The organism is Nocardia sp. NPDC049149, from assembly GCF_043197455.1.
Classification (GTDB): Bacteria; Actinomycetota; Actinomycetes; order Mycobacteriales; family Mycobacteriaceae; genus Nocardia.
Genome location: NZ_JBICTD010000017.1, coordinates 1 through 15,349, shown reverse-complemented (window position 1 = coordinate 15,349; position 15,349 = coordinate 1). Strand labels below are relative to the sequence as shown.

Sequence of the window (15,349 nt, the reverse complement as noted above, 5' to 3'; positions counted from 1 at the left end):
AGGCCGTCCGGCTCTTATCCGTGGGCATGCGCTGGTGAGACGGTTGTTCGAAACACGACGGAGGAGACGACATGGACCATGGACTGCCCGACGACAACACGGTCAAGGCGGCACTGGCGCTCGCGGTGCGGGCGCCGTCGGTGCACAACTCCCAGCCGTGGCGCTGGCGGATCGGTCGCCGGTCGGTGCATCTATACCTCGATCCAGCACGCGCACTGCCGGCCACCGATCCCGATCAGCGCGACATGATAGTGAGTTGTGGTGCGGCACTGCATCATCTGCGCGTGGCCTGCGCGGCGCTCGGCTGGTCGGCGGTGGTGCACCGGCTGCCCAATCCGGCGGACCCGAATCACTTGGCGTCGGTCGAACTGCTGCGGCACCGGCCCACCCCGGCGGAAGTCGAACTCAGCGCGGTCATTTCGCGCAGGCGGACCGATCGCAGGCACTACAGCTCGTGGCCGATCCCGGCCGGTTATCTCGGGCTCGCCGCAGAACGCGCGGCTGCCCTCGGTGCGATCGTCCGGCAGGCCTCGGATCGGTCGCGTGATCATCTGGTCGCGGCAGCGCGCGCCGCGGCCGTCCAGCATGCGATGGACCCGGAGTACCGATTCGAATTGGCGAACTGGAGCGGTAGGCACAGTGCCGCCGACGGGGTGCCCGCGCGCAACACCCCGAGCCCTCGGCCGGATGACGAGTTGCCTGCCAGGACCTTTGTCGCCCCGCAGCTCAGCGACAGCGCGCATGAACCGGATTGTGCGGAGTTGCTGGTGATCGGTACGTCTGCCGACGACCGGATCTCCCGGCTGCGGGCCGGTGAGGCGTTGAGTGCGGTGCTACTGACTGCGACCAACGTCGGCCTGGCCACGTGCGTGCTCACCGAACCGCTCGAGCTTGCGCAACTGCGTCGCGATGTCCGCGTCGGCGTACTCGATGACAGCGCCTATCCGCAGGCGATCGTCCGTATCGGCTGGGTGCCGACGAGTGCCGAACCGTTGCCGCCGACGCCACGTCGTTCGATCGAGGACGTGCTCGACCCGTTCGAGTCCTGCACTGGACGCTGATCCGCCGAACCAGACCTGCACCGGCCGCCGGGCGCACCCAGTGCACCCGGCGGCCGTCGGTGTCCGGACCATCGGCTGCTTCGTCATGAATATCGTTGCGCAGGAAGATGATCGGATCGAAGCATGCACAGAACATCCAGGGGCGTTCGACCGTCCCTGGCTGCCGCAGCGAGAGGGAACTACTGCGTGGTGGCACGCTTGGCGACGGCGGAGAGTGCGGCGGCCAACCGGTCTCGAGCGTCGTGCGCGATCGGGCGGAGTGCCGCCTGATTATCCGCACGCAGCAGCTGGTCGGGATCGACAGCCTCGACGACAGTGACGTCGTCGTCGGTACGGACTACGACATTGCAGGGCAGGAGCTGCCCGATGTGCCTGTCGATATCGAGTGCCTGATGCGCGAGATTCGGGTTGCAGGCGCCGAGGATGAGATAGTCCTCCATGTCAACGCCGAGCTTGGTGCGCAAGGTCGCGCGGACGTCGATTTCGGTGAGTACACCGAATCCCTGCTCGGCCAGCGCCTCTCGCACCACAGCGACGGTTTCGGCGAATGGTGTCGAGACGCGCACCACGAGTTCGGCGAGCACAACGGGGACGCGGATTTCGGTGAGTAGATCATGGGGATTGAGCGCCTCGTCGGGCGCAACCAGATACACCTCGGTTGGTGGACCAGCCTGCTGATACTGGGAGCCGCGGATCCACTCGTAGAGGGCGCTGTAGGCGTCGCCGATGCGGTGGTAGTCGCCGCGATGGGTGAGGTGCGCGAAGATCTCCGGCTCACTCCGCCGCACTGTCACCTCTTCGTTGGCCGCTCTTATCGATTCCGGGGCGACGGGAAGTCCGAAGTCGGCCTCCGTCGACGTGCCTGCTCGAAATTCGCCGCGATAGGTGGTGGACGGCGGCCCGGCGGGGCTGAATCCGGTGACGGCTGCCAGCTCGTAGAGCGCGGCCATACCGGCGCCGATGTCGTCTCCGGCGTGGTCGATCCGCACGGTCCGGCGCAGCCCGAGAACGGTGTGCGGGGCCGAGCGGTCGACCGAGATCTGATACGACATTGTCGACTCCTCAGGTTCGTACGCACTGCGCGATCCGGTCCTGTTCGGTTGACCGACTGCAACGCGTTGTCAGTTCGACGCTAAGGAACCGCCGCGGCCGCGAATAGTGCCGAATTGACGCTTGCCTAGGGACTTTCGGCCGCGCACCGGCGGAGTGGGGCAGAGCCCGATCGAACGTCCGCTGACCGGCACGCCGGCGGTACCTCATCGCATCCCGACCTGGTGCCGCTGGACAAGCGGTGGCAGGACTCTCACGGGGTTTGCTTGTGATACAGCTCGCGGGAAGTCGTGTCACGCACGATGATTCCTCCGATGAACGAGGGTGGGCCGCAGCCAGGGGGAGTGCTGCGGCCCGATGGACACATTGCCTGCTCAGTGGTGTCGCGGTCAGGGTCTTTGGTCCTGTGGCAGCTGGACCAAGGTCGTCTACGTTCGCGGTCGAACCGGTCGGCTCACGGATGTCCAGGAACGGTTGCCGAATCAGCGAGTGCGCGGTCGAGGAGTAGTCGCCGTTCCGCCGCGGCGACCGCCCGCCGGGCTGCGGGAACGGCATCCGGCGTGACCGAAATTGATGTAATGCCCATGCGTACAAGGTGTTCGGCGAACTCGGGGTGGTTCGACGGCGCTTGTCCACAGAGCGATGATGTGATGCCGAGACGGCGGGCGGTGGAGACGATGCGGCCGATGGCGTCGAGGACCGCGGGATCGGACTCGTCGAAGAGCTCGGCGCAGTGTTCGGAGTCGCGGTCGACGCCGAGCATGAGCTGGGTGAGGTCGTTGCTGCCGATAGAGACGCCGTCGATGCCGAGCCCCACGTATGCGGGGAGCCAGTGCACGACCGACGGCACCTCGGCCATCACCCAGCGGTGCAGACCGCGTTGCTTGCCGAGCGGGCTCTTGTCGACGAGTTCTAGGCAGGCTTCGAGCTCCCAGCGGGTGCGGACGAAGGGAATCATCAAGTGCAGGTTGGGGGTTTGCTCGCGGACCCGGGCAAGGGCGGCGAGTTCGAGTGCGAAGAGTTCGGGTTCGCGGATGTAGCGGTAGCAGCCGCGGTATCCGATCATCGGGTTGTGTTCGACAGGCTCATAGCGGCTTCCGCCGGTAAGCGCCCGGAACTCGTTGCTGCGCAGGTCGGTTGCGCGGTAGACGACCGGTCGTGGCTGGAAGGCGGCGGTGATGCGGTGCAGCGACTCGGCCATGCGGTCGACGAAGCGCTGTTCCTCGCCACGGACGATGAGATCGCGCGGGTGGCGGCCGTCGAGCGCCTCGGTGAGCAATGTTTCCGCGCGCAGCAGGCCGACGCCGTCGACATCGGTCTTCGCCACCCGCTCTGCCGCTTCCGGCAATGCGAGATTGACGTAGATACGGGTGGCCGTGGTCGCTGCGGCGACGCGTGGGGCGGGTTCGACGGTGACCGTGCTGGTGGACGACTCCTGTTGTCCTGCACGGACTTCACCCGCGGAACCGTCCACTGTGACGACAAGGCCGTCGGTGAGTGTCGTGGTCGCGGTACGGGCTCCCACGATGCAGGGCACACCGAGCTCACGTGCCACGATCGCAGCGTGACAAGTCATCCCACCGCTGTCGGTGACGACGGCCGCGGCGCGGGTGAGGGTGGGCAGCCAGTCGGGATTGGTCATCGGCGCCACCAGCACCTCGCCGTCGCGCAGCGACTGACCTTGTGCGGGAGAGGAGAGGACGCGCACGGCGCCGGTGGCCTTGCCCGGTGCGGCGGCGAGGCCGCGGACGAGGACGGGCCGCGGGATCGGGCCCGCGATGGGCTGCTCGTGCGGACTGTCGGGGAGCATGGTGATCGGGCGCGCCTGCACCAGCCACAGGGTGTCGTCGTCGAAGGTCCATTCGACATCCTGCGGTTTGCCGCCGTGGTGCTGCTGCACGGCCAGCGCGAGCCGGGCGACCGCTGTGGCCTGCGCCTCGTCGAGCACCGGCGCATCGGTACCGGTCAGGTCGACCTGGCGGTCGCCGTCCGGTCCCGCGACGATCTCGAAACTCTGGTGGCCCCTGTGGCTTTCGAGCAAGGTCGGGCCCGCCGAGTCGAACAGGTAGGTGTCGGGCTCGGTCGCGCCGGACACGACGACCTCGCCTTGGCCGCGGGCGGCATCGACGACGACGCGATCGCGGCGTCCGGTCGCCGGGTCGGCGGTGAACGCGACCCCGGACTGCCGGGCGGCAACCATGCGTTGCACCACGACCGCCATCACCGGGCGCTGATGCATGCCGCGCCTGGCCCGGTAGGTCACCACGCGCGGAGTGAACAGTGAAGCCCAGCAATCGATGACGGTCGCGATCAGCTTGTCGTCGCCGCGCACGTTGGTGCGCGAGATGTTCATACCGGCGAACGATGAGGTGGCGCCGTCCTCGCCGATGGCGGAGGAGCGCACCGCCACGGTCGCGTCCTCGCCGAGCGCGTGGTAGGCGGACAGTACGGAATCTCGGACTGCCCCGTCGATGGTCGCTTTGTGTACGAGTTCGCGCATGCGACGGCACAATTCGGCAACGCGGGGGCCGTCGGCGCTCGCCTGGAGTGCCTCGGTGTGCAGGCGATCGAGCTCCGTACCGTGTGGCCCCTCGGTGATCAGCTCGTCGTAGCACGACCGCAGGATCACGAATCCCGGTGGCACCGGCAGGGTCGCCGCCACCAGCTCGCCGAGGTTCGCGCCCTTGCCCCCGGCCTTGTCCGCGTCAGCGAGCCGCAGCTCGCCGAATCCAGCCACGTAGTCGCCCATTTCGGCTCCGATCTCTGTTATGTCCTGGCGTTCAGCGTCTCCCGGATAGGGAGTTGGTCACTACGGCCGAAAGTCCCGGCATACCGCGGCGTTGGACCCGGGGTCACGCCGAGACGGATGTCGAGCTCTAGGGATGGACGGTCGCCGCATTGGCGCTTGGCAGGCCGAGCGACTGTGCGATCATCGTCGACCACGTGCGGATCGCGTGCCAGTTCCGCAGGTCGCCGTAGCGGCCGCCGCCCATGAGGCGGTAGAGCAGCCTTGCCTGCAAGGACACGTTGATCCGCTCGTAATGCCCGGCGAAGGGGCGGAAGTCCCACGGGCAGACCGTTTTGCACAGGGCGGCAATCTTTTTCGGCACAGTGGCACCGATGCGACGGCCGATCGGTCCGCGCAGCGCAGGGCCGAGGCCGACGCTGAACATCCACACATCCGATCTGCGCAGCTCGTCGCGGTGGGCCCGGATGTAGGCCGCCGCAGCGGGCAGAAAGTCCCGGTTGTGCACCGCACTGCCCAGGATGACACCGTCGAAGCGGGACAGATCAGGCGCGTGCTCGAAGTCGCTCAGCTCGACGGTGGCGCCACGCTCGGTGAGATCCGCGGCGATGAACTCCGCGATATCGCGGGTCGATCCTTGCGCGGTCGCGTAGATGACCGCGATCCTGGTGGGTTTCGTTTCCATGCATTCAGCGTGGCGCAGAGGCACATACACAGGTCAGAGCCGTGGTACCCGGGCTGGAGGGACCAATGTCCTTTCCGAGAAGTCTTTGGCGCTGTAGTGATTTGAAGGACTGCGATGCGCCGCTGTACGAGGCTCACCGCGACCATGCGCTCACAGGCCGGAGGGGTAGGTCTCCGGCGTCGTACCCTCGAGCCATTGGCCCGCGGTTTCGAGTGGCTCGACCGCCGTTGTCCGATCGATGTGGATGAGAGCGTCGAACTGGTCGGCGGGACGAGTGTGGAAATAGTGGTTCTGGCGTTCGGTGCCCGGCCGGTAGATGACCCCGATGGCGCGCTGCAGCCGTGGCTGACGCAGCAGTTCGACCGCGTCGCCGGGAACGTCCATGCGGAGCAGGAACTGCGCAACGCCGGTGTCGTGCAGCACCGCTTCTACGCTGGAAGGCAATGCGGCGCGGACGTTTTCCTGAACGGCGGGGCCGCCCCAGTCTTCGGCCGCGGTGACCGTGCCCGTACACGTGCTGAACCCGAGGGATCGGCAGTGCACGCCGTGGCGCTCGCGGACGAGCTGCCCCAGGCTCAATTGACCGTCGCTGCCAAGCTCGGTGGCGCGGGCGTTGCCGACATGAGAGTTGTGTGCCCACACAACGATACGAGGATTGTTTCCGCTATCGCTCGGAGTCTGCACGCCACCGCGATACAGGTGGCTGAGCAATGCGTCGAGCGTGTCGGCCATGTGCCGATCGCGCACGTTCCATGAGGACACCCGGTCGCTGAACATGGCCCGGTAGTAGGTCTCGGCGTTGCGTACCGACCAGGCATTGCGGAACGCGTCGAACTGGTCGTCGGCCTCCATCGGAGGCAACTCGGCGATCCCGGGAGAGCTGCGTTGCAGGTCGAGCAGCTGCCAGAGCACCTGTGCTTCACACGATCTGCCCGCGCCGAAGGCGGCGGCGAATCCGTAGGCTTGACCGTCGTCGCCCGCGACCTGATCGAAGCAGCCGTAACGAGCCTTGGCTCGTTGTGCTGCAAGAGGATTCGTGTGTTCGAGGAAACCGACCACTTCGTGCATCGAGCGGTGCAGACTGTAGAGATCCAATCCATAGAACCCGGTGCGCGGTCGATCGTTGCGCACTTGTTCGTCGTTGTGGGCGCGTAGCCAGGTAATGAACTCGCGCACCACGGTATTCCGCCATATCCACGCAGGGAACCGTTCGAAACCACGCAGCGACTCTGCGGCAGTCGTGTCGTCGCCGCTGCCGTGTAGGTAGCGGTTCACCCGGTACGCGGCGGGCCAGTCGCCCTCGACCGCGACCGCGGTGAAACCCTTTCGCTCGATGAGCCATCGGGTGATCGCCGCGCGTGCGGCATAGAATTCGTGAGTGCCGTGCGTACTTTCGCCGATCAGCACAATCTTGGCGTCGCCGATGAGGTCATCGAGTACCGCTTCGGGCGGGACGCCGCCGGGGGCCTCGATGGCCGCCGCGCGGATCGTCGCCGCGGCATCTGTCGGTGGCACCGCGGTGCCGGTGGTCGACATGGCGAGCAGCGCCCGCACCTGGTCGTCGGTGACCTGGGTGAAGTCCCAGAACGATTCGCCGACCGCGCGGAACGGGGCGGGGATGGTGGCGCACACCATTTCATCGACCGAGGCGCCGAGCTCCCGGCAGGTCGATTCCGGCGCCGCGGGGACGGCGACCACGATGCGCTTGGGCTCGCCCGCCCTGATCGCCTCGAGCGCCGCGAACATGCTCGCGCCGGTGGCCAAGCCGTCGTCGACCAGGATCACTGTTCGCCCAGCGACATCGATCGGCGCTCGGCCTGCTCGATAGGCCGCCTCGCGGCGGTGCAGTTCCTCGGCTTCTTCGCGGGTGATCGTCCGTATCTGGTCCGCGGTGAGCCGCAGCGCGCGCACCAGATCGTCGTTGAGCACGACGTGACCGCCCGCCGACAGGGCGCCGATCGCGAACTCGGGGTTGCCCGGCGCGCCGAGCTTGCGCACGACCAGGGCGTCCAGCGGTGCGTCGAGCGCTGCGGCGACCTCCCAGGCAACGGGGATACCGCCACGTGGCAAGCCGAGTACGAGCACGCCAGGATCGCCTCGATAATGGTCCAGCAGAGCGGCCAGTGTTCGCCCGGCTTCGTGTCGATCACGAAAGATCGTCTGGGGCGCATCGTCTTTCGCTCGAGTGCTGCTCATGATGGGACTCCTGATCGGTCGTCACGGACGGATACTGGGCGACGGTGGCGCGAACGGATCGTCGTGGTGCGGCATGAGCTTCCTCCTCGGTGCATCACCCGGTACTAATCGAGAGGTGGTACTGCCCAGCCTGTTGCGCGGCTTCGGCCAGCCACAGGGCCGAAGGTTGCCATCCGGCGGGGCGATGGTCCCTGACTGGGCGCTCGATCGCGCGGATCAGGTGCGTGCGAACGGCACCAGGGCCCGAAGTCCTTTTGGTAGAGGACTTTTCCCGGTTGAGTGCCGACGAGTGCGGGTCCGCCGACTCTGCCGCGTCGAGCCTGCGCTGGAGACCATGACGATATGACTGAAACGACCGCGTCCGGCGCGCCGGCGACCGGATCTTTCTGCTGGGCACCGATCGAGAAGTCCGCATTCGAGCGGGCGAACGCCAACCTGGCCGACTACGCGCAGACATGCCACGGGTTCTCCTGGGATGCCGACACCCTGTCCCGGGCGGACGCGGAATCCGCGGTACGGAGCGCGCTCCGTGGGTTCGCCCCCGACGCCGACCTGGCGGACCTGTCCACCGACGAGCCGTTGCGAGTCACGCTCGATCTCGACTCCCTGGACTTCCTCACCTTCGTCGAACGGCTCACCCGAGCCACCGGCGTGCGGATCGACGAGGCCGACTATCCCACCTTGGCCACCATCAGCACCTGCGTTGATTTCGTGACCGCGGCCTCGTGACGTCGGCGTGCCGGCGAGGTCGGTCGTCGGTGACGCGGCAGGGATGCCGCACCGGGTTTCGATATCCGGTGCGGCATCGTGGGTTCAGGCGTCGCTAGCCGTCGGAAGATGCTGAGCGCAGACGGCTTCGACGAATTCGCCGACCGTCGCCTCGGGCAGGTGTCGCGCCAGATCGGCCTCGGTGATGATGCCGACGAGCAGGCCGTCCTCGGTGACGGGAAGGCGCCTGATCTGGTATTGCTCCATCATGGCGAGCGCCTCGTCGATATCGGCGCTGGCCTCGACGGTGTGCAGTTGGTCAGCGCCCTGCGCCATTTCACCCGCGGTGGTCGTCCTCGGGTTGGCGCCGACGCCGACGACTTTGACGATGATGTCGCGATCGGTCACGATGCCGACCGGGCATCCATCGCTGTCGCAGATCGGCAACGCGCCGATATCGAGCTGGCGCATGCGCTGTGCCGCGGTCTCCATGGTGTCGCGCACGGTGATGTGCTCCACATCGGAGCGCATGACGGTGTGTGCAGTGGTCATGATGAGTCTCCCTGCCGTAGTGGGCAATAGCCCAGACCATCATTCGATGGTGGGCGCACCGGGAACAGGGCAGAAGGTCACTGCGGCAAGGGATCTTTCGTCGCTCACGCGAGATCGGCCGCGCGCTGTGGTCGCGGGTGAGAATCGTGATCGGACCAACGGAGTTCTGCGCAAGGGGCTTTCGGCACCCATCGTGACACGTAGCGGTAACGACAACGGGTGACCTGCGCCCCTACGTGGTAGTACCGCCCGCGCGGTTTCCTGAATCAGGACGAAAGCACCGCCTCCTCGGCTCCGCGAGATCCCGATCACGGCTTCCGGATCGGCCTGATCGCACCCCCGTGGGTCCCGATTCCATCACCCGCCTACGGCGGCACCGAAGCCATTGTGGACAACCTCGCTCGGTGTTTGACCGCGCTCGGGCACGACGTCCGGTTGTTCATCCGCCGCGACTGCCGTACCGCGGCCGAGCACCGCTTCGACATGCATCGTATGGCTCGCGACTACGCCGACCTCTACCGCAGGCTCCTGGCGGCACGGACGACAGCCGCGCGGTCATGACGCTGCCGTTGCGAGTGCTGAGCGACCGTGGCCTCGCATCCCCGCAGGAGAACGTGCGGCCGGTGCTCAAGTGGCTTTGGTCACCACCCGCACCATCTGCGGTCCGTGGTATCGGCTACCCGATGCCCTATCGGCCGTCGCCGCGAGTGAGTGAAATCAATGGTGTCCGAAACATTTTCACCAGGAGGAATGATGAGTCTGCTTCCCGCACATCGTGAGTCACTGCTGCCCGATCTCAATGATCTGTGGAGCTCCCTCGCGCCCACCGGAATGGCGCCGCTGTTCGGTTCGCACCTGCTGCGGGTCGAAGATGCCGTCGAGGACGGCCATTACGTCGTGCGTGCGGAGATCCCAGGTATCGACCCGGAGAAGGACGTCGAGGTTTCTGTCCAGGGCAGGCAGCTGACGATCAAGGCCGAGCGCACCGAAAGGCGAGAGGAGAAGGGGCGTTCGGAGTTCAGCTACGGCTCGTTCTACCGCTCTGTGACGTTGCCGCACAACGCCGAGGACGAAGGTGTCTCGGCCAGCTATGCCAAGGGCATCCTGACGGTCAGCGTGCCGCTCGGTAAGCCAACGGAGCTCGCGAAGAAAGTTGAGGTCAAGACCGCCGAGTAGCGATCACGAGGTGGATTGTCAGATGACCCGCAAACGCCGGAATGGTCGGTGACGACAGCGCCGCGGGCCGGTGCGCGACATCCGGTAGGTCATCCACCGGATCATCGACCGGCCCGCTACGGCCAGGATTGAGCAGCGCTGAGACGACCGCACTGCGCTATCGCTGTGTCTTGATGGGTGTCAGTGTTCGGTGAGTGGGTGGAAGATTCCGACGTTCTCCGGAGCAGATCGCCCTCGCTGACGATGCCGATCACCTTGGATCGCGGGCCAAGCACGGGCGCGGCGCTGATGTCCTGCTCGGCAAAGGTGCGGACCACCTGCTGGAACGACGACGAAGCCCGGACAGACACCACATCGCGTGTCATCACGTCGGTGACTTTCCTGTGTTTCAAGGGATTTCCTCCCGCGCGCTTGTACTCCTGTGCCGTGAGTGTGCGCCTGCTCCGTCGCTGTCCGGCAGGGTCGAAGTCGAGCGCTGTTCGGGCCGTTGGTATTCGCAGAAAGTGGCGAATGGCCCTGCCGACGGCGTCCCGACCTGCTCTCGGCTGAAGTCGGCGCCGAAACCGGCGTGCAGTAGCGGAATTGGGTCCTGGACGTGGGCACTTCGGCCGCCAAGAGTTCGGTAGGCACGGTGCGATCCACCGGCACCGGCACCGGCACGACGCGGCCGTCCGGTTCACCCGGACCTGCTTCGGCGGACGTGGAGCGCTTCGCCGTGGGAGACGAGGTGAGTGCGGCGTCGCAACGCCGCGTCGGCTGAGCCGGGTCGAAGGTCACTGCCCCGGAGTGGCTTTCGAATCTTCCCGACCACCCGAACAGCAGTGGACCATGGATCTGTGGTCGCGACCGTCGCCGACCCTCGGCTCGGCGTCCACGTTGTCAGAACGGAACGTCTACGATGTCCGAACTTGGCCCGCTGGACTCGGGATTCATGGAGTTGGAGGACACCGATCGGCATGTGAGTGCCGGGATCGGGGCTGTCGCGATCGTCGCGGGATCGCCGCCGTCGCGCGAGGAGTTCGGCGCGGAGTTGGCGAAGCGGTTGGATGTGGACCGCAGGCTGCACCAGAAGGTGCGCAGAACACCATGGGATCTCGCGGCACCTGCGTGGGTGCCCGACCTGAATTTCGATCTGGCACACCACCTTCGGTGGATGGCGTTGCCCGATCCCATGGATGAGGACGCACTGTGCGAGCTGGTTGCCGAGGTGATGGAGGAGCGCCTCGACCGCGATCATCCACTGTGGCAATGCGTAGTGGTCGAGCACCTGGTGGACGACCGGTGGGCGATGATCGTGAAGGTCCACCACAGCATGGTCGACGGCGTCTCCGGGATCACGCTGTTCGAGCGATTCTGCGATGATCCGGCCGAGCTACCAGACATCTCCGTGTCTGAAATGGGTGCTGCGCGCAATGATTGGGTCGGCCTGCTGGCGAAGTCGTTGCGACTGCCGATCGATGCGCCGCGGTTCGTGGCACAGACACTGCGCGCCGCGGTACCGCTGGCGATATCCGCGGTGCTACCCGCTGCGGGTTCGTCACTGAACGGCTCCATCGGGAGACAACGCCGATACACCGTAGCGCGGGCATCGCTGCCTGCCGTTCGGGAGATCGGTGCGGCTTTCGGAGCGACCGTGAACGACGTGGTGCTCGCCGCCGTTGCCGCGGCGTTCCGTACCGTCCTGCTGTCCCGCGGTGAGGAGCCGACGGCCGACAAGCTGCGCATCCTCGCTCCGGTATCGGTGCGCGCCGCCGACGCGAAGAACATACTCGACAACCGGGTTTCGGCGATGCTGCCGTTGTTGCCGATCGAATCCGCGGACCCGGTCGAGCAATTGACCACTGTGCACCGCAGGATGGCCGAGCACAAGGCGAGTGGTGAAGCAGCGGCGGCGAATTCGCTGCTCTCGCTGGCGCGGTGGCTGCCGTTCGCGTCGATCGCGTGGACGGTGCGCCTGGTGTCGCGATATCCGCAGCGGGGGATCTCGGGCCTGGCGACGAATGTGCCCGGTCCCCGCCGCCGACTGCACCTGCACGGCCGGGAGGTGCTGGAAATCCTGGCCTACGCGCCGATTGCGATGCGGGTGCGCATCGGCATCGCCATTCTCAGCTACGGGGACCAGCTGCGGTTCGGTATCACCGGCGATTACGACAGCACGCCGGATCTGCACCTGCTCGCCGAGCGCATCGAGGAGACCATCGAGCACCTGCTCAACCGTGCCCGGGCGGGCGAGGCGAACTGATCAGCTCTGCGACCGGGCGATGATGAGTGGGCAATCGGCCGCGTGCAAGACGGCCTGGCTGACCGAACCGAGGGTCATCCCCGCGAAACCGCCGCGGCCGTGGCTGCCGACCACGATCAATTGCGCCACTTCACCCTCCTCGAGCAGACGTTTGGCTGGCCGGTCCTCGGTGACCACCCGTTGCACCTCGAGATCGGGGTACTGCTCGGCGTGGCCGGCCAGGGTCTCGGACAGCAGTGTCTCGGCTTCGGCCTGCATCTCGGTGCGGGGAATGTAGCGATTGAACTCGGACCAGGTGAGTACGGCACGCACCGGGACGCCGCGACGGGACGCCTCGTCGAAGGCGATGTCGACGGCCCGCATGCTGCACGGCGATCCGTCGACACCGACGACTACCGGCCCGCGGAGGCGATGCGGGGAGTACCGCTCGGGTTCGGGGACGACCGCGACCGGACACTGCGCGTGCCGCGCCATGGCCGTGCTGACGGACCCGAGCAGTCCACGCCGGAACGCTCCCATCCCGTGGGAGCCGACGACGAGCAAACGCGCATCCTTGGACCGGTCCCGCAGCGTCGTGATTGGTCCGGCTTCGACCAGGAACGTCTCGATGTCGAGATCATCGACGGGTGCGGCGGCGGCAGTGGCGAACCTCCGCGCCGCCGTGAGCCGGACAGCGCAGGCCTTCAGATATTCGTCGTGGTCGACGCGGTGGAAATCGACACCGGGGCCGAAGTCGGCCGGTGCGCCGACGGCATGGACGATGTGTAGCGGCGCGTCGTGGTGTACGGCGTCGACGGCGGCCCAGCGCAACGCCTCGTCGGCAGTGTGCGAGCCATCGATGCCGACCACGACCGGTGGGTTGATGCTGTTGGCAGACATAGGATTGCACACCTTTCGGGGAAGATTCGGTGCCACTATTTGGCGTGGACGACCATGACCGGGCAGTGTGCCCGCTGGATCAGCGAGTTACCGGTGGAGCCGAGCAGCAGGCCGCGGAATCCGCCGCGACCCCGGCTGCCGACCACGACGAGCTGGGCGGACCCGGACCAGTCGATCAGCGCCCGCCGTGGACCGAACAGATACGCCTTGCGGATCACCTGCACATCCGGGTACTTCTCCTGCCAGCCCGCGAGCTGCTCAGCAAGAATGGCCTGACCGGCTATCTGCGCGTCCTTGTCCGGAATGGTGGCGGGGACTCCGGCAAACCGGTCGAAGAACAGGTCGCCCCACGCGTGCACCGCGACGAGTTGGGTGTGTCGCTCGCTCGCTTCGGCGAACGCCGCCGCGACGGCGCGCTCACTGTGCGCGGTGCCGTCGAGACCGACAACCACCGGGCCGACGCGCCGGGTCTGCTGGTCGGTGCCGGTGTCACGGACGACCACGATGCTGCCTCGGCCGTGACTGGTGACGGCGAGCAAGGTGGATCCGAGATAGCTCAGCGCGGACCCGCCGCCTGCGGCCCCGAGCGCGACGAGATATGCCGTCTCAGATCGACGGATCAGCAGTCGAGCCGGATTTGCTTCGGAGACTTCGGTTTCCACTGTGAGAGTGGGGTCGACCTGGTGGGCGAGCCTACGGGCCGCCGTCACCAGGTCGACGCCGCGTTGACGCAAGGTGTCGATCACCGGTGGCACCAGCATGTCGTAGATGCCGAGCAGTTCTGCCGAGGCCGCCAGATCGAGGGCATGCACGATGTGCAGCCTGCGGTTGTGCTGGGAGGCGGTTTCGGCGGCCCAGCGGACGGCGAGATCGGAGGGTTCGGAGCCGTCGACGCCGACGACCACTGCGGCTGTGGCCAGCCGGTGCGGATCGTTGGTGGGGTAGGTGGGCATGCGCGGCGTCCCTTCGGGTCCAGTGACTCTGGTACCCGAAGGTTAGGTAGCGGACGTGGCCGGACACGTCTGTCTTTGGTCCCCAATGCCCGGGTCCAAAGGCTGCTACCTGGGGTGTCGTTCGTCAGGCTCTACGCGGTGGCTGGTCGGGCAGTGGCGCCGACCAGCGCAGCACCGTGCCTTGCTCGGCGCCGTGCTCGATCTTGAAGCTGCCGCCGGACTGTTCAGCGCGTGCGGCAAGGTTCGCCAGCCCGCTCATCCGCGAGAGGTCGGTGGGGACGCCGGTGCCGTCGTCGGTGATTTCGATGGTGACGTCGTCGCGGACTGTGAGGTTGATGGAGACCGTGGTCGCCGAGGCGTGGCGGACGACATTGCTGACTGCTTCGCGCAGGACGGCTTCGACGTCTTCGGACAGTGGTGGTCCCAGCACCGAGACCGGGCCTGCGAGCCGGATGGTGGTGCGCAGGCCGGTGTCCGCGGTCATCTCGGCGATGACCGCGTGCAGTTTTTTGCGCAGGGTCGGGGCGTCGGCGGCGGTGCTGCTGTGCAGGTCGAAGATCGAGTGCCGGATTTCCTGCACGATGGACTGGATGTCTTGAATGGTTTCGGTGAGCCTGGTTTTGACTTCGGGGGTGCGGGCCCGTTGGGCTGTGCTCTGCAGCGAAAGGCCGACCGCGAACAGTCGCTGGATGACGTGGTCGTGCAGGTCTCTTGCGATGCGGTCGCGGTCGGAGAGCACGTCGAGTTCGCGCATGCGTCGTTGTGTCGCCGCCAATTGCAGTGCTAGTGCCGCCTGGTCGGAGAAGGCGGTGATCATCGTCTGCCCGGATGCGTCCAGCGGTTGTGCATCGGCGGGGCGCAAGGTGACCAGGACACCGATGACCGTGTGCTCGGCGCGCAACGGAAGGACCAGCGCCGCGCCGAAATCGGCGGGGCCATCGAATTGCGGACGGAACAGCAACTGGTCGCCTGCGACCGCCCGGCCGGTCCGGAAGACCGTGCCCGCATGCGACTCGGCCACGGGAATGCGTTGTCCGGGAAGTTGTTCCGCCCCGCTGCCCGCTGCAGCGACGATGACGAGCTCGGTGACCTCGTCATGGG

At 66.7% G+C, this 15,349-nt stretch carries 14 protein-coding genes; 5 read left to right on the top strand and 9 right to left on the bottom strand.

The genetic code is table 11. The features are described 5' to 3' along the window. Nucleotides 1–71: 71 nt before the first annotated feature. On the top strand, nucleotides 72–1,061 hold the full coding sequence (locus ACGFNJ_RS41590; protein WP_393461714.1) for an Acg family FMN-binding oxidoreductase: 990 nt from the start codon (nucleotides 72–74) through the stop codon (nucleotides 1,059–1,061). A gap of 179 nt (nucleotides 1,062–1,240) precedes the next feature. On the opposite strand, the gene ACGFNJ_RS41585 is transcribed toward ACGFNJ_RS41590, so the two are convergent. The 4 genes from ACGFNJ_RS41585 to ACGFNJ_RS41570 form a co-directional block, all read right to left on the bottom strand. After that, a complete protein-coding gene (locus ACGFNJ_RS41585) occupies nucleotides 1,241–2,113 on the bottom strand; it encodes a DUF302 domain-containing protein (protein WP_393461712.1) in 873 nt (290 codons plus the stop codon). Between the two features lie 452 nt (nucleotides 2,114–2,565). Further along, nucleotides 2,566–4,860: a phosphoenolpyruvate synthase gene (gene ppsA, locus ACGFNJ_RS41580; protein WP_393461710.1), complete on the bottom strand. Its 2,295-nt coding sequence runs from the start codon at nucleotides 4,858–4,860 to the stop codon at nucleotides 2,566–2,568. 127 nt (nucleotides 4,861–4,987) lie between these two features. Next, nucleotides 4,988–5,542 carry a flavodoxin domain-containing protein gene (locus ACGFNJ_RS41575; RefSeq protein WP_393461708.1) on the bottom strand — a complete coding sequence of 185 codons (555 nt, stop codon included), beginning with the start codon at nucleotides 5,540–5,542 and terminating at the stop codon, nucleotides 4,988–4,990. A 150-nt stretch (nucleotides 5,543–5,692) separates the two neighbouring features. Then, on the bottom strand, nucleotides 5,693–7,738 hold the full coding sequence (locus ACGFNJ_RS41570; protein WP_393461706.1) for an erythromycin esterase family protein: 2,046 nt from the start codon (nucleotides 7,736–7,738) through the stop codon (nucleotides 5,693–5,695). A gap of 342 nt (nucleotides 7,739–8,080) precedes the next feature. Here ACGFNJ_RS41570 and ACGFNJ_RS41565 point away from each other — a divergent pair, with 342 nt between their 5' ends. Next, nucleotides 8,081–8,467 (top strand): acyl carrier protein, encoded by a 387-nt coding sequence (locus ACGFNJ_RS41565; RefSeq protein WP_393461704.1) that lies wholly within the window; start codon nucleotides 8,081–8,083, stop codon nucleotides 8,465–8,467. Nucleotides 8,468–8,551: 84 nt separating this feature from the next. Here ACGFNJ_RS41565 and ACGFNJ_RS41560 read toward each other — a convergent pair whose 3' ends face one another. Then, nucleotides 8,552–8,998, bottom strand: a complete 447-nt coding sequence (locus tag ACGFNJ_RS41560; protein WP_393461702.1) for a CBS domain-containing protein — start codon at nucleotides 8,996–8,998, stop codon at nucleotides 8,552–8,554. 387 nt (nucleotides 8,999–9,385) lie between these two features. On the opposite strand from ACGFNJ_RS41560, the gene ACGFNJ_RS41555 reads away from it, so the two are divergent. Both ACGFNJ_RS41555 and ACGFNJ_RS41550 read left to right on the top strand, forming a co-directional pair. Next, on the top strand, nucleotides 9,386–9,559 hold the full coding sequence (locus ACGFNJ_RS41555) for a hypothetical protein (RefSeq protein ID WP_393461701.1): 174 nt from the start codon (nucleotides 9,386–9,388) through the stop codon (nucleotides 9,557–9,559). 192 nt (nucleotides 9,560–9,751) lie between these two features. Next, the gene (locus ACGFNJ_RS41550; RefSeq protein ID WP_393461699.1) at nucleotides 9,752–10,174 is read left to right on the top strand and encodes an Hsp20/alpha crystallin family protein; all 423 of its coding nucleotides are present in this window, start codon (nucleotides 9,752–9,754) and stop codon (nucleotides 10,172–10,174) included. 116 nt (nucleotides 10,175–10,290) lie between these two features. Here ACGFNJ_RS41550 and ACGFNJ_RS41545 read toward each other — a convergent pair whose 3' ends face one another. Further along, on the bottom strand, nucleotides 10,291–10,539 hold the full coding sequence (locus ACGFNJ_RS41545; RefSeq protein WP_393461910.1) for a CBS domain-containing protein: 249 nt from the start codon (nucleotides 10,537–10,539) through the stop codon (nucleotides 10,291–10,293). 533 nt (nucleotides 10,540–11,072) lie between these two features. Here ACGFNJ_RS41545 and ACGFNJ_RS41540 point away from each other — a divergent pair. Continuing rightward, nucleotides 11,073–12,416: a wax ester/triacylglycerol synthase family O-acyltransferase gene (locus tag ACGFNJ_RS41540; protein WP_393461697.1), complete on the top strand. Its 1,344-nt coding sequence runs from the start codon at nucleotides 11,073–11,075 to the stop codon at nucleotides 12,414–12,416. Here the strand turns inward: ACGFNJ_RS41540 and ACGFNJ_RS41535 are convergent, their stop codons facing one another. The 3 genes from ACGFNJ_RS41535 to ACGFNJ_RS41525 form a co-directional block, all read right to left on the bottom strand. Beyond that, nucleotides 12,417–13,295, bottom strand: coding sequence for a universal stress protein (locus ACGFNJ_RS41535; RefSeq protein WP_393461695.1), 879 nt, complete (start codon nucleotides 13,293–13,295; stop codon nucleotides 12,417–12,419). It lies immediately after the preceding gene. 35 nt (nucleotides 13,296–13,330) lie between these two features. Then, a complete protein-coding gene (locus ACGFNJ_RS41530) occupies nucleotides 13,331–14,248 on the bottom strand; it encodes a universal stress protein (RefSeq protein WP_393461693.1) in 918 nt (305 codons plus the stop codon). Nucleotides 14,249–14,372: 124 nt separating this feature from the next. After that, a partial coding sequence (locus ACGFNJ_RS41525; RefSeq protein WP_393461691.1) for a GAF domain-containing sensor histidine kinase occupies nucleotides 14,373–15,349 on the bottom strand: 977 nt, incomplete at its 5' end.